The sequence below is a fragment of the Cytobacillus purgationiresistens genome, assembly GCF_030813235.1.
GTDB lineage: Bacteria > Bacillota > Bacilli > Bacillales > Cytobacillaceae > Cytobacillus > Cytobacillus purgationiresistens.
Genome location: NZ_JAUSUB010000012.1, coordinates 84,260 through 97,088, shown reverse-complemented (window position 1 = coordinate 97,088; position 12,829 = coordinate 84,260). Strand labels below are relative to the sequence as shown.

Sequence of the window (12,829 nt, the reverse complement as noted above, 5' to 3'; positions counted from 1 at the left end):
TGTAGAGTTGGAAGGTTTAACATTTTATTGGGTTTCTTGGGTTCTTTGGGTTATTATTACATTTTTACTAAATAAAAATCAGGTACTAAGGCTGCCGCTTTCTATTGGACTCTTGCTGGTAATCATTTCTTCATCCTTTTCAATAGAATTAGGCGGAATTAAGGTGACCTTTGCGTCTGTTTTATTATTATTGACGTTGTATATTTTGGTTGGTCGTTTATCTAAACCAAAGATGGCTTATGCTCTTATTTGTCATCTCATCATTTTACTCGCATATGTTAGTTTTTTGCTGTTCGAGTTATTTGATCCGGTATGGGTAATTTTTGATAGAAAATGGATGCTTTCTATATTATTGGTTTATTTAGCTATTATGCTCCATGAAAATCGGTTGATGAGAGTGGTTATTATTTTGATGGGTGCAGTGAATGGGGAAGTGTTATATGCATTAATTATTAGTAAGTTCTCTTTTCCGCATACGGTTGGTTCGCTTATGTCTTTAGATGCAATTGCGTTGTCTGTCGCCTTTGTGGCGATATGGAATGCCTTGGAGTACAGTGCTTCCTATTTTGAAGTTCACCTGAATCAGCTAGAAAAGGAGAAGCAGAATTATCATGAATGAATATACTTATCCGATTATATTAGGATTGCTTGTGGGAACAGCGACAAGAATTTATATGCTTCGGACAGACTATCGGCAATACCCAACATACTTACATGGAAAGATTATTCACATTGCATTAGGTTTCATTGCAGCAGGCTTGGGAAGTGTAGCGATTCCGTCCATTATGGAGGAAGATTTTACGGCCATTACATTTTTAACAGTGGCAGCTTCTCAATTTAGAGAAGTAAGGAATATGGAGAGGAATACGTTAACTGAATTGGACAGCTTTGAAATGGTTCCTCGGGGAAGGACTTATATAGAAGGCATCGCAATTGCATTTGAAAGCAGGAATTATCTTGTGATGTTTACCGCACTTATCAGCACACTTGCGTATTTAGTTTTTAATGTATGGGTTTCAATCAGTGTAGCTGTGATTGCTATAATCGTATCGAAAGTGCTTATGAGTGGTGGTAAGCTTGAGGACATTGTTGATATTGAATACGTAGAGCCGCATTTTGAAGGAGCTGGCTTATTCATAGATAATATTTACATAATGAATATAGGCCTCCCGGAAAGGCAGGAGGAAGTGCTTAAATATGGCATGGGATTTATTTTAAAGCCTAAAAATTTTAATGTGCGTTCAACGATTGCCAATCTCGGACAAAGGCAAGCCATTCTTCACGACGTGTCAACAACACTAGGTGTATTTCGTGATTCAGGTACACCAGCACTCGTTCCGTTAGCAAAAAGGGATCTTGATGACGGTCGGGTAGGGGTATTTATTTTGCCGCAAGTAAGGGATGTTAAAAGAGCGATCAATGTAATTGGCGCCGTGCCAACCCTGGAGAATGCGATAAAAATGCCTACTGAAAGACATACGGAGACAGAGGGGTGATGGAAGAAATGGATCTGGAAAAATTTGTGCTGGCCATCATTACAACCAATCCGGCTAAGGTACCGAGCGGGACTTCGGTCTTTCACTGTGAGAGCAAGGAAGAAATGGAAATTATCGCAACGAATCTAGAAGCCATTTTAGACGGGATTGCCCACCTGTTAACAGAAGAAATTTATGTGATTGTTAAACATTAAAATACATCTTTAACAAGCTTGTTCTTGTAAGGAAGGTATCACTTTGGTAATATAGTGTAGTTAGACCCTTCTAATTTGACAGAAGGGTTTATTTCCTGAGAAAAAATAAAGCTATAATCGATTGGGATTCATATGAAGCTCTAAAGGCATATTCCATTAGAATATAAAGATGTTTATGAATGGCTATTTTTTAAGCGAGCTAGCCTTCATTTCCCGAGATGATTTAGGCGCTAGCGCTTCTCCATAAAAAGAATTGAAGGGGTGATGTTCATGACAAAACCTGTTTTGGCTATTGTCGGACGTCCGAACGTTGGAAAATCAACTATATTTAACAGAATTGTAGGAGAACGGATATCGATTGTCGAAGATATTCCGGGTGTTACTCGAGATAGAATTTATAGCTCAGCTGATTGGTTAACACATGAGTTTAATATTATTGACACAGGCGGAATTGATATTGGTGACGAGCCATTCTTAGAACAAATACGTCAGCAAGCAGAAATTGCGATAGATGAAGCAGATGTGATTGTCTTCTTAGTAAATGGTCGTGAAGGAGTAACTTCTGCGGATGAAGAAGTGGCAAAAATTCTTTATAAAGCTAAGAAGCCTGTTGTTCTTGCTGTAAATAAAATCGACAACCCAGAAATGAGACAGCAAATATACGACTTTTACTCTCTTGGTTTTGGCGAACCATTCCCAATCTCAGGTTCCCACGGACTTGGATTAGGTGATTTACTTGACGAAGCTGCAAAGAGTTTCCCTAAGCATGATGAGCTGAAGTACGACGATGATGTGATAAAGTTCTCACTAATTGGCCGACCAAATGTCGGAAAGTCATCTCTTGTGAATGCCATCCTTGGCGAAGACCGAGTGATTGTATCTGATCTTGCTGGAACAACTCGAGATGCGATTGACTCTCAGTTAGCTTATAATGGCAATAAATATGTCATCATTGATACTGCGGGAATGCGTAAAAAAGGAAAAGTTTATGAAACAACAGAAAAATACAGTGTGTTGCGTGCCTTAAGAGCGATTGAACGTTCTGATGTCGTCCTTGTTGTCATTGATGGGGAAGAAGGTATCATTGAGCAAGACATGAAAATTGCAGGTTATGCCCATGATGCCGGCAGAGCTATAGTGGTTGTTGTAAACAAATGGGATGCAGTTGAAAAAGATGAAAAAACAATGAAACTCTTTGAAAAAAATATAAGAGATCATTTTAAATTTCTTGACTATGCACCTATTGTGTTCTTATCTGCTCTTACGAAGAAGCGTATTCACACACTTATCCCTATGATCAATACGGCGAGTGAAAACCATGCGCGTCGCGTGGAAACAAGTGTCCTGAATGACGTCATTATGGATGCCGTTGCAATGAATCCAACACCAACTGATAAAGGTAGAAGACTCAGAATTTACTATGCAACACAAGTGGCTGTTAAACCGCCAACTTTCGTTATATTCGTAAATGAACCTGAACTCATGCATTTCTCATACGAAAGATTTTTAGAAAACCGAATCAGAGACGCATTCGGTTTTGAAGGCACTCCAATAAAAATCTTCGCAAGAGAACGGAAATAAGAAAAGCGGAACCGCCTTGCTCAGCCCCGACAAGCTTAAGGCGCATTGGAAATGAAGGTGTTCTTCCCTTCAATTCCAATGTGACTTAAGACCTCGAGGGGCTAGGTGGTGGAGCTGGACAAAGAAAAGCGGAACCGCCTTGCTCAGCTACACATGCTTAATGTGGATATATCATGTTAAATTATGAATTAATCATCAGCAACAGCTACGAGGCCCACATTCTGTGGGCCTTAAACTTAAGATATGGGAAATGAGGGCGGAAGACTGCCATTCGTTTCTTTTTGCCTTAAGAGACGTTGAACTGTAAGCGTGATATGAAGAAAAACTGGTTATTGCCTGATATAATATAAAATATCAATTGGTGACATCAGCCATGTTCAAGATGATGGAGCATTGTTAGTGAGAAATCTAAATAAAAAATAAAAAAGGCAGTGATTGGATGAAGAGAAACATTGAAAATGTAGCTGTAATTGGTGCTGGCAGTTGGGGGACGGCATTAGCGATGGTATTAGCTGATAATGGACACCATGTGAGGCTGTGGGGACATAAGGCTGAACAGATTAATGAGATTAATGACCTTCATACAAATGAAAAGTACTTGCCAGACATAAAATTGCCTCATAATATTACTGGCTATTCATCATTAGAGGAAGCATTAACAGGAATCGATACCATTGTTTTGGCTATTCCTACGAAGGCGATTCGTGATGTCCTAAACCAAATTGCTGATTTGCGTACAGAACCGTTAACGATTGTTCATGTGAGCAAAGGGATTGAACCGGATAGTCTACTTAGAATTTCTGAGATGATTGAACAGGAAATGCCAGCAGAGTTGTTACATAGTGTTGTTGTTCTATCAGGACCAAGCCACGCTGAGGAAGTGAGCTTAAGGCATCCGACTACGGTTGCGGTTTCATCAAAGGATATGATGACGGCAGAAAGAATTCAAGACCTATTTATAAACCAGAACTTTAGAGTTTATACGAATGCTGATATTGTTGGAGTGGAGATTGGCGGCGCTCTTAAAAATATTATTGCATTAGCTGCAGGAATTTCCGATGGACTAGGTTATGGTGATAATGCGAAAGCTGCTTTAATAACAAGAGGACTAGCTGAAATATCCCGCCTTGGTGTGAAGATGGGGGCAAGTCCACTAACGTTTTCTGGGCTTGCGGGAATAGGTGACCTGATTGTGACATGCACAAGTGTACATTCGCGCAACTGGAGAGCTGGGAATATGCTTGGAAAAGGCCAAAACTTACAAGAGGTTCTTGATAATATGGGAATGGTTGTAGAGGGTGTTCGCACAACAAAAGCTGCGCACCAACTGGCTGAAAAATACAATGTTCAAATGCCGATTACTTCTGTGCTATATGATGTTTTGTTCAATAATGTAAATGCAAAGGACGGAGTAGACTTATTAATGGCTCGGTCAAAAACAAATGAAATGGAAGATATCGCAAATTTTTTTGAAGACTGAAAAAGTAAAAAATCATTAAAAAATGAATGTTATATAAAAATATAGGCATTTGAGGATACGGGTTGGTGTTCTTTTGCATACAATGCCACGAAGCAAACTGGTAAAATGAACAGGGTGAATGGGTATTTTAGTCATCGTGCCGAGGTAAGGAACTGCCCCTTCTTTACCTCGGTTATTTTTAAGTCATTATATTAAAAAATGACGGAATCTTATGATCATTGACAAACTTACTCGTAAAAGCTGTGAATCCGTTATCACTGTATGTTATAATACTTCTCGGAAAAAGGAGTGATTAGGATGTCACCAGGTTTAATGAAAATGTGGATTTCCCTTGCTTCAATGGGATTTATGTTTATTGCTATTATCTTGATCTATTTAAGCCGTTTTAAAATGAAGAATGGTGCAATCAAATTAGTGACTGCGTTGTTTGCTTATGGCTTTATGGTTGTAAGTGGAATTATAATATTTTTGGTTGTATTCAGTGGTCCAGTGCCAGAGTGAGTGCTTAAGGGAGCTTGCTACTAGGTTGGACAAGCCTTCTTTGCTCCCTAAAAGCGACTATATGAGAAAAAATACATAATCCGATAAAGGTTGATTTAAATGATGAAAAAGTTAACAATGATGTCTGTCCTCACCTTAGTTATGGTTGTACTTGCTGGCTGTATGTATCCTGAAGATCAAAAGGCTAAAAATCAGATTCCATATGAAGATCAAATCAACCAAGTGCAAAATGCTATCGATGGATATAAAGAAAAAAATCAAGGGCTATTGCCGATTAAAACAACAGAAAAAGATACACCAATATATCAAAAATATCCAATTGATTTCAAGAAAATTATTCCGCAGTATATGGCTGAGTATCCTGGTAACTCTTTCGAAGCCGGTGGAGTATTTCAGTATGTCTTAATAAATGCTGAGACTGAACCTGAAGTAAAGCTTTCTGACTTAAGAATAGCCGAAATGATTAGAGATATAAAAATTCGGATTAGATCACAAGGATATCCGCCCTATAAAGATCATATTGCTGGGAATGTGTATTCACTTGATTATTCTAAATTAGGCTATAAAGAAGATCCTGTTGTATATAGTCCTTTTAGCGGACAGGACCTACCATTTGTCGTGACTGGAGATGGTGAGGTTTATGTGGACTACCGTATCGATTTAATGCAAATCATTCAAAAGGGAGACATAGATTATCAGCCTGGAGATGATATTAGAGGTTTGCTCGTTCGGGATTCAGCTTTTGTACCTGCCTATTCTTTGCCTTATACAATCGATTCAGAAACAAATGATCCAATCTTTTTAGTGAATTAGTCATAACCCTTCCTTCTACAAAATATATTGTAGAGGAAGGGTTTTTTATTTGTGCACGTCCCTTTTATAGAAATATTTTTAAAGCTAACCAACTTGGAGTGCAATGCAAAAGAAATAAAAGGATAACGAATAAAATATGAAAGGGGCAATTTCAAAAAAGTTGACATATAAATATGGGACAACGTCATACACATATATTGTACAAATATAAATGACTGGATAATATTATCCCACTAACTCAAGATTCAGGAGGGGATCACTTGGAAAAGGTAGATATTTTTAAGGATATTGCCGAAAGAACAGGCGGTGATATTTATTTCGGAGTAGTTGGTGCAGTACGTACCGGGAAATCGACTTTTATAAAAAAATTCATGGAGCTAGCCGTTTTGCCGAATATGGAAAATGAAGCAGAGCGTGCACGCACCCAGGATGAGCTCCCTCAAAGTGCTGCAGGTAAGACGATTATGACAACAGAACCAAAGTTTGTTCCGAATCAAGCTGCAACCGTTCACGTAGAAGAAGGTTTAGATGTTAATATCCGATTAGTTGATTGTGTGGGGTACACAGTACCGGGTGCAAAAGGCTATGAGGACGAAAATGGACCAAGGATGATAAATACACCTTGGTATGAAGAACCAATTCCATTCCATGAAGCAGCTGAGATAGGCACAAGAAAGGTCATCCAAGAGCATTCAACCATTGGTGTCGTCATTACAACAGACGGAACAATTGGGGAGATACCACGGGCGAACTATCTTGAAGCAGAAGAAAGAGTGATTGACGAATTAAAAGAAGTAGGAAAGCCATTTATTATGGTGATCAACAGCGTCCAGCCACACCACCCGACTACAGAAGATTTAAGAGTGAAGCTGTCAGAGAAATATGATATACCGGTCCTTGCAATGAGTGTGGAAGGGATGAGAGAAACTGATGTATTCAATGTAATGAGGGAAGCATTATACGAATTCCCTGTGCTTGAAGTAAATGTGAATCTTCCGAGCTGGGTCATGGTTCTTCATGAAGACCACTGGCTCAGAGAAAGCTACCAAGAGGCAGTAAAGGAAACCGTAAAGGATATTAAAAGATTAAGAGATGTCGATCGTGTCGTTCATCAATTTAGCGACTTCGAGTTTATTGATCGCGCCGGCTTAGCCGGTATCGAAATGGGTCAAGGAATTGCAGAAATCGACTTATATGCACCGGATGACTTGTATGATGAAGTGCTGAAGGAAATCGTAGGTGTAGAAATTCGCGGTAAGGACCATTTGCTTGAACTGATGCAGGAATTTGCTCATGCAAAGTCTGAATATGATCAAGTATCAGATGCAATAAGAATGGTTAAACAAACAGGCTATGGAATTGCAGCCCCATCATTAGCTGATATGAGCTTAGATGAGCCTGAAATTACTAGGCATGGATCGCGTTTTGGTGTAAGGCTGAAAGCAGTAGCTCCTTCAATCCATATGATTAAGGTTGATGTTGAATCTGAATTCTCACCAATCATAGGGACTGAGAAGCAAAGCGAAGAGCTTGTAAGATACTTAATGCAAGACTTTGAGGATGATCCGCTTTCAATTTGGAACTCTGATATCTTTGGTCGCAGCTTAAGCTCGATTGTCAGAGAAGGGATTCAAGCAAAGCTGTCCTTAATGCCGGAAAATGCCCGTTACAAACTAAAAGAAACACTAGAGAGAATTATCAATGAAGGATCCGGTGGATTAATTGCTATTATTTTATAGGGAACCTTTCCTAAAAATAAACTTCTTGATAAATAGGTAATCAGGCGACTCACATTCATATTTTATGAATGGTGGGCCGTTTTTTTTTACCTGAGAGAGTATTACTCCGTCGAAAGGGCTTTGATTTCTCTTCTAAGGCCTTATTAATCGGGTTGATTTGGATTAAGGAAATTGAATATTATAACTGTTTTAAGTTAAAATATCAGCATAATCTGTAAGGATATTACAAAAATATTGCAATTAAGAAAAGATTACCATCAAATCATGAAATATTCTTGATATGCGTAATTTATTATGATAATCTTTTAACAGAATTACCGTTGTGATACCTTAAACCCTTATTATTAAAGGATTCTACAGCAAAAAAGTTGAAAAAATATAATTCTTGATATATGATAAGGCTTGCTAAACAAATATATACGTCACAACGTATAGAATTCAGTAATTATGTTTACAAATGAATGTAAGGAATCTTATTTTACTGGGTTTTCAAATATATTTTTGGGAGGAGGTGAAAGTAATGAACAAGACAGAACTAATCAATGCTGTTGCTGAAGCTAGTGAGCTTTCTAAAAAAGACGCTACTAAAGCAGTTGATGCTGTATTCGATACAGTATTAGACGCTATGAAAAATGGTGATAAAGTACAATTGATCGGTTTTGGTAACTTTGAAGTTCGCGAACGTGCAGCTCGTAAAGGCCGCAACCCGCAAACTGGAGAAGAAATCGAAATCGCTGCAAGCAAAGTTCCTGCTTTCAAACCAGGTAAAGCGCTTAAAGATGCAGTTAAGTAATTACATACAAGTGCTTAAATCATTTGTTTGAACTAGAACCGCGAATTCTTTCGCGGTTTTTTCTTTTGCCTAAAAAAAGCTGACGTACACTAGCTTTTCGGTTTTGCTTTGAAGATGCTATACTATTTGGTAGGGCTATGAAAGTAGGGATTGTTATACAGTCTTCTATTTTGCCTGTATGGAAATAATTATGCTAATATGAAAATATTATGTGACCGTTTTATATGAGGAGGAAACTGTATGCCAGAAATCAAGCGTGCTCAAATAGAAGATGCCGTACGATTAATACTAGAAGCAATTGGTGAAGACCCAAATAGAGAAGGACTTATAGATACCCCTAAACGAGTAGCGAAAATGTATGAAGAGGTTTTCATGGGGCTTAACCAAGACCCGAAAGAGTATTTTGATACCGTTTTTGGAGAAGATCATGAAGAATTAGTTTTGGTGAAGGACATCCCCTTCTATTCCATGTGTGAGCATCATCTGGTTCCTTTTTTCGGAAAAGCACATGTTGCCTATATACCTAAAAACGGTAAAGTAACGGGATTAAGTAAGCTGGCACGAGCAGTAGAGGCTGTTGCCAAACGTCCTCAGCTCCAAGAAAGAATTACAGCTACAGTTGCTGACTCCATCCTGGAAAAATTAGAACCACATGGAGTGATGGTCGTCGTTGAAGCTGAACATATGTGCATGACCATGCGCGGAGTAAAGAAGCCGGGGTCAAAAACTATTACATCGGCAGTAAGAGGAATATTTGCCAAGGATGTAAGTGCAAGGTCAGAGGTATTATCACTTATAAAATCATAAATGGTCATGGGCTAAAAAGAACTCCTTTTAGCCTTTCATCTTTTATTGCGAGCATGATTGCTCTATGACTATACATAAGCAAAAGAATGAAAGGAGTATTATCGATGGAAAAAAATACATCTTCAAATGAATATATTGTCATCAAGGCACAGGAAGATGGGGTGAGTGTAATCGGCTTAACAAGGGGTTCGGATACAAGATTCCATCACTCTGAAAAGCTGGATGAGGGTGAAGTAATGATTGCCCAATTTACAGAGCATACATCCGCGATTAAAATTCGAGGTCATGCGAAGATATCTACTGCTTACGGTGAAGTGGAGAGTGAGAAGAAGAGTTAACATACCCAATGTGTTAATAGAGGGTTTTGCGACTGATTTTCCTAGATATTACCCTAACACGAAGCTGTAATTTATGTTATAATTGTCACTGCCTTATCATTGAGGTCAATCGATTCACCATTCACTAAATATACTGGTCCTTGTTACCAGGAATGGAAGATTCATTTTTACCGTAGTGAAGGGCTTTTTTTATGCTTGCATGAAGATATGGTTGGCAGATGCAACTTTAGATCTTTAGGGCAAGCTAATAAAAAGAATTTTATTTGCTAAAATCTCTTATAAGGGAAAAAATATAGAATATAGCTATTCAGTGACTGTTAGGATAATGGCGATAGCCCGTATCGGGGGAATAATAGATGAAATTAAAGGCAAACAAGGATGATACTATGCAGGTCATGAACGATAAACTGGCGAGGTTGAGAGGACAAGTGCAATTAAAGGTAAGACATCCCTATTTATTTAAATTCATGAAAACACCTATAATTGATGAGGATAAAATGTTGCTGCTTCTTTCAATTTTTGATCGTTTAAATCTTCCTAAAGAAAAGGCAGAGAAATATGCAGTAACGACGATGCTCGTTCAAATCGCCCTTGATACTCATGAAAGTGTTGAAAACCAACCTTTAGCGCCTGAGTTGCTCAAAGGCAGACAGCTGACGATTCTGGCTGGTACTTACTACAGTGGCCTTTATTATAAAATTCTTGCGGATATTGATGACATAAACATGATTAGAACATTGGCGGAAGGAATTATGGATGTCAATGAACATAAAATATCTGTTTACAGTAAGTCACGTGAAACAGTAGAGTCATTAATGGAATCTCTGAAGAAGACTGAATCCTCTTTGTTTGACCGATTGACTGCTTATTTCAGCAGAAAGGATTTAGGAGAGATGGCGGGAAATATTGTCTTTCTTAAAAGATTAATTGCTGAAAAAAACCAATTTATTGCAAGTGATCATTCCGTTCTTTTTGATGCTTTATATCAACTGCTTTACAACGGTGGCCTCCGTAAAGAAAACCAACGTTTACCTGATGATCAGAAGGAATATTTGCTATCGATATGTGACAAGTATATTGATCTCTCTATTAAAGAGATTGACAAATTGATGGAGCAGCTTTCCGAAACTGCTGAGTTGCTAGCCGACAGGCTCAATAATCTTAAATCTCAGCATCATCAAGCAGTTAAAACATTTGTAGAGGAAGGTTAAGAAGTATGCAGCAATCTAAAGAAGAACGTGTCCATAAAGTATTTGAAAAAATATATGGTAATTATGACAAAATGAACTCAGTCATTAGTTTTCAACAACATACCCGCTGGCGTATGGATACGATGAAGAGAATGAATGTTCAACCAGGTTCAAAGGCGCTGGATGTATGCTGTGGAACAGGGGATTGGACCATCGCACTCTCAGAGGCAGTTGGTGAAAACGGTGAAGTAGTGGGTCTGGATTTTAGCAAAAATATGCTGAAGATAGGCGAGGAGAAAGTGAAGAATCATCACTTGAGTAATATTCAGCTTGTTCATGGGAATGCTATGGAGCTCGCCTTTCCCGATAATACATTTGATTACGTAACGATTGGCTTTGGTCTGCGTAATGTACCTGATTATTTGCAGGTGCTAAAAGAAATGCATCGTGTAGTGAAGCCAGGAGGAATTGCGGTATGTCTTGAAACCTCACAGCCAACCTTAATCGGCTTCAAACAAGGGTACTACTTGTATTTTCGTTATGTTATGCCGTTATTTGGAAAGCTGTTTGCTAAAAGCTTTAATGAATATGCCTGGCTTCATGAATCTGCTAAGGATTTCCCTGGTATGAAAGAACTGGCTGTCATGTTTGAAAAAGCCGGATTTGCAGATGTAAAGTATAAACCCTATACCGGAGGAGTTGCAGCCGTCCATATAGGAATGAAAGAAAAATAATATTTTGTTCTGAATGTTTATTCATCATTTGCATGTATGAATGTGCATAAGGGATTTATAAGCTGGGTGAGAATCGACATGAAATTGAAAATGATGTATTCATTTTTAAATTCGGATTTGAATGTGATAGAGAAGGCGCTGGAGGAGACGATCCAAGCTGAGTCCCCGTTGCTTCAGAAGGCGTCCCTGCATTTATTACAGGCAGGAGGGAAAAGACTCCGGCCGGTATTTGTATTGCTTGCAGGAAAGTTCGGTCACTATGATATCAAAAATATAAAAAATGTAGCTGTTTCCCTTGAGCTTATTCATATGGCTTCTCTCGTTCATGACGATGTCATCGATGATGCTAGGTTGCGACGAGGTGAATTAACCATTAAGGCTAAATGGGATAACAGAATAGCTATGTATACAGGGGACTTTATATTTGCACGTGCTTTAGAGGTCTTATCAAAAATTGAAAAACCCACTGCACATCAAATACTAGCAAATACATTAGTGGAATTATGCCTTGGAGAAATTGAACAAATTAAAGACAAATTTAATTATGATCAATCATCAAGAACTTATTTCCGCAGAATCAAGCGTAAAACAGCTATACTAATTGCTGCTAGCTGCCAATTAGGTGCAATCGCTGCTGATGTGGATGAGGAAATACATAATAAGCTTTATAAGATCGGTTATAACATTGGAATGTCCTATCAAATAATTGATGACGTTCTAGACTTCATGGGAACCGAGAAGGAGCTGGGGAAACCAGCGGGCGGTGATCTTCAGCAAGGAAACATCACTCTTCCTGTTCTTTTTGCTATGGAGAATAAAGCATTTCGAGAGCGTATAATCCAAGTAAATGAGCAAACTAGCAAACAGGATCTTGAAGAAGTTCTCTCCGTTATAAAAAGTTCAGGCGGAATTGAAAGATCTTTGCAAGTAAGTGATAGGTATTTACAAAAAGCGCTTTCACTGATTGAAGAGCTTCCGCAGAATAGAGCAAAAAACACCTTTAGAGATATTGCAAAATCCATTGGCAACCGTAAATTTTAACAGGTTCTTATCATAGGCAATAATGTTTTTAATACCCTTTTCCTCTTCAAAAAGAAAGCTTTTTTTTGAAAGTTGCTAAATTGTCAAAACAATGTTAATATTTTTCGTGGGTTGAATTAATT

Annotated in this window: 14 protein-coding genes; all 14 read left to right on the top strand. The window is 38.3% G+C overall.

Going from position 1 to position 12,829, the window contains the following annotated elements:
* Nucleotides 1–7 precede the first annotated feature (7 nt).
* The 14 genes from J2S17_RS14505 (at nucleotide 8) to hepT (ending at nucleotide 12,707) form a co-directional block, all read left to right on the top strand.
* Nucleotides 8–619, top strand: coding sequence for a YphA family membrane protein (locus tag J2S17_RS14505; RefSeq protein ID WP_307476034.1), 612 nt, complete (start codon nucleotides 8–10; stop codon nucleotides 617–619).
* Nucleotides 612–1,496, top strand: coding sequence for a YIEGIA family protein (locus tag J2S17_RS14500; protein WP_307476032.1), 885 nt, complete (start codon nucleotides 612–614; stop codon nucleotides 1,494–1,496). Before J2S17_RS14505 ends, J2S17_RS14500 begins: the two co-directional genes overlap by 8 nt.
* An 8-nt stretch (nucleotides 1,497–1,504) precedes the next feature.
* On the top strand, nucleotides 1,505–1,690 hold the full coding sequence (locus tag J2S17_RS14495; protein ID WP_307476103.1) for a capping complex subunit for YIEGIA: 186 nt from the start codon (nucleotides 1,505–1,507) through the stop codon (nucleotides 1,688–1,690).
* A 270-nt stretch (nucleotides 1,691–1,960) separates the two neighbouring features.
* Nucleotides 1,961–3,271, top strand: a complete 1,311-nt coding sequence (gene der, locus J2S17_RS14490) for a ribosome biogenesis GTPase Der (RefSeq protein ID WP_307476030.1) — start codon at nucleotides 1,961–1,963, stop codon at nucleotides 3,269–3,271.
* Between the two features lie 439 nt (nucleotides 3,272–3,710).
* Nucleotides 3,711–4,751, top strand: a complete 1,041-nt coding sequence (locus tag J2S17_RS14485; protein WP_307476028.1) for an NAD(P)H-dependent glycerol-3-phosphate dehydrogenase — start codon at nucleotides 3,711–3,713, stop codon at nucleotides 4,749–4,751.
* Between the two features lie 297 nt (nucleotides 4,752–5,048).
* Entirely contained in the window at nucleotides 5,049–5,252 is a 204-nt protein-coding gene (locus J2S17_RS14480) for a DUF2768 domain-containing protein (protein WP_307476026.1), read from the top strand.
* A 102-nt stretch (nucleotides 5,253–5,354) separates the two neighbouring features.
* A complete protein-coding gene (locus J2S17_RS14475; protein ID WP_307476024.1) occupies nucleotides 5,355–6,065 on the top strand; it encodes a YphF family lipoprotein in 711 nt (236 codons plus the stop codon).
* Between the two features lie 260 nt (nucleotides 6,066–6,325).
* A complete protein-coding gene (spoIVA, locus tag J2S17_RS14470; protein ID WP_307476022.1) occupies nucleotides 6,326–7,804 on the top strand; it encodes a stage IV sporulation protein A in 1,479 nt (492 codons plus the stop codon).
* Between the two features lie 520 nt (nucleotides 7,805–8,324).
* Entirely contained in the window at nucleotides 8,325–8,597 is a 273-nt protein-coding gene (hbs, locus tag J2S17_RS14465) for a non-specific DNA-binding protein Hbs (RefSeq protein ID WP_307476020.1), read from the top strand.
* Nucleotides 8,598–8,837: 240 nt separating this feature from the next.
* A complete protein-coding gene (folE, locus tag J2S17_RS14460; RefSeq protein WP_307476018.1) occupies nucleotides 8,838–9,404 on the top strand; it encodes a GTP cyclohydrolase I FolE in 567 nt (188 codons plus the stop codon).
* Nucleotides 9,405–9,508: 104 nt separating this feature from the next.
* A complete protein-coding gene (gene mtrB, locus J2S17_RS14455) occupies nucleotides 9,509–9,742 on the top strand; it encodes a trp RNA-binding attenuation protein MtrB (RefSeq protein WP_307476016.1) in 234 nt (77 codons plus the stop codon).
* Between the two features lie 356 nt (nucleotides 9,743–10,098).
* Nucleotides 10,099–10,953: a heptaprenyl diphosphate synthase component 1 gene (locus tag J2S17_RS14450; RefSeq protein ID WP_307476014.1), complete on the top strand. Its 855-nt coding sequence runs from the start codon at nucleotides 10,099–10,101 to the stop codon at nucleotides 10,951–10,953.
* Between the two features lie 5 nt (nucleotides 10,954–10,958).
* Nucleotides 10,959–11,666: a demethylmenaquinone methyltransferase gene (locus tag J2S17_RS14445; protein ID WP_307476012.1), complete on the top strand. Its 708-nt coding sequence runs from the start codon at nucleotides 10,959–10,961 to the stop codon at nucleotides 11,664–11,666.
* A gap of 78 nt (nucleotides 11,667–11,744) precedes the next feature.
* Complete coding sequence (gene hepT / locus J2S17_RS14440) at nucleotides 11,745–12,707, top strand: heptaprenyl diphosphate synthase component II (protein WP_307476010.1); 963 nt, start codon at nucleotides 11,745–11,747, stop codon at nucleotides 12,705–12,707.
* Nucleotides 12,708–12,829: the final 122 nt, after the last annotated feature.

Excerpts from the sequence above, each read along its gene's own strand:
- J2S17_RS14500 (WP_307476032.1), top strand. The coding sequence starts at position 612 with ATGAATGAATATACTTATCCGATTATATTAGGATTGCTTGTGGGAACA.
- J2S17_RS14495 (WP_307476103.1), top strand. The coding sequence starts at position 1,505 with ATGGATCTGGAAAAATTTGTGCTGGCCATCATTACAACCAATCCGGCT.
- der (WP_307476030.1), top strand. The coding sequence starts at position 1,961 with ATGACAAAACCTGTTTTGGCTATTGTCGGACGTCCGAACGTTGGAAAA.
- J2S17_RS14485 (WP_307476028.1), top strand. The coding sequence starts at position 3,711 with ATGAAGAGAAACATTGAAAATGTAGCTGTAATTGGTGCTGGCAGTTGG.
- J2S17_RS14480 (WP_307476026.1), top strand. The coding sequence starts at position 5,049 with ATGTCACCAGGTTTAATGAAAATGTGGATTTCCCTTGCTTCAATGGGA.
- J2S17_RS14475 (WP_307476024.1), top strand. The coding sequence starts at position 5,355 with ATGAAAAAGTTAACAATGATGTCTGTCCTCACCTTAGTTATGGTTGTA.
- hbs (WP_307476020.1), top strand. The coding sequence starts at position 8,325 with ATGAACAAGACAGAACTAATCAATGCTGTTGCTGAAGCTAGTGAGCTT.
- folE (WP_307476018.1), top strand. The coding sequence starts at position 8,838 with ATGCCAGAAATCAAGCGTGCTCAAATAGAAGATGCCGTACGATTAATA.
- mtrB (WP_307476016.1), top strand. The coding sequence starts at position 9,509 with ATGGAAAAAAATACATCTTCAAATGAATATATTGTCATCAAGGCACAG.
- J2S17_RS14450 (WP_307476014.1), top strand. The coding sequence starts at position 10,099 with ATGAAATTAAAGGCAAACAAGGATGATACTATGCAGGTCATGAACGAT.
- J2S17_RS14445 (WP_307476012.1), top strand. The coding sequence starts at position 10,959 with ATGCAGCAATCTAAAGAAGAACGTGTCCATAAAGTATTTGAAAAAATA.
- hepT (WP_307476010.1), top strand. The coding sequence starts at position 11,745 with ATGAAATTGAAAATGATGTATTCATTTTTAAATTCGGATTTGAATGTG.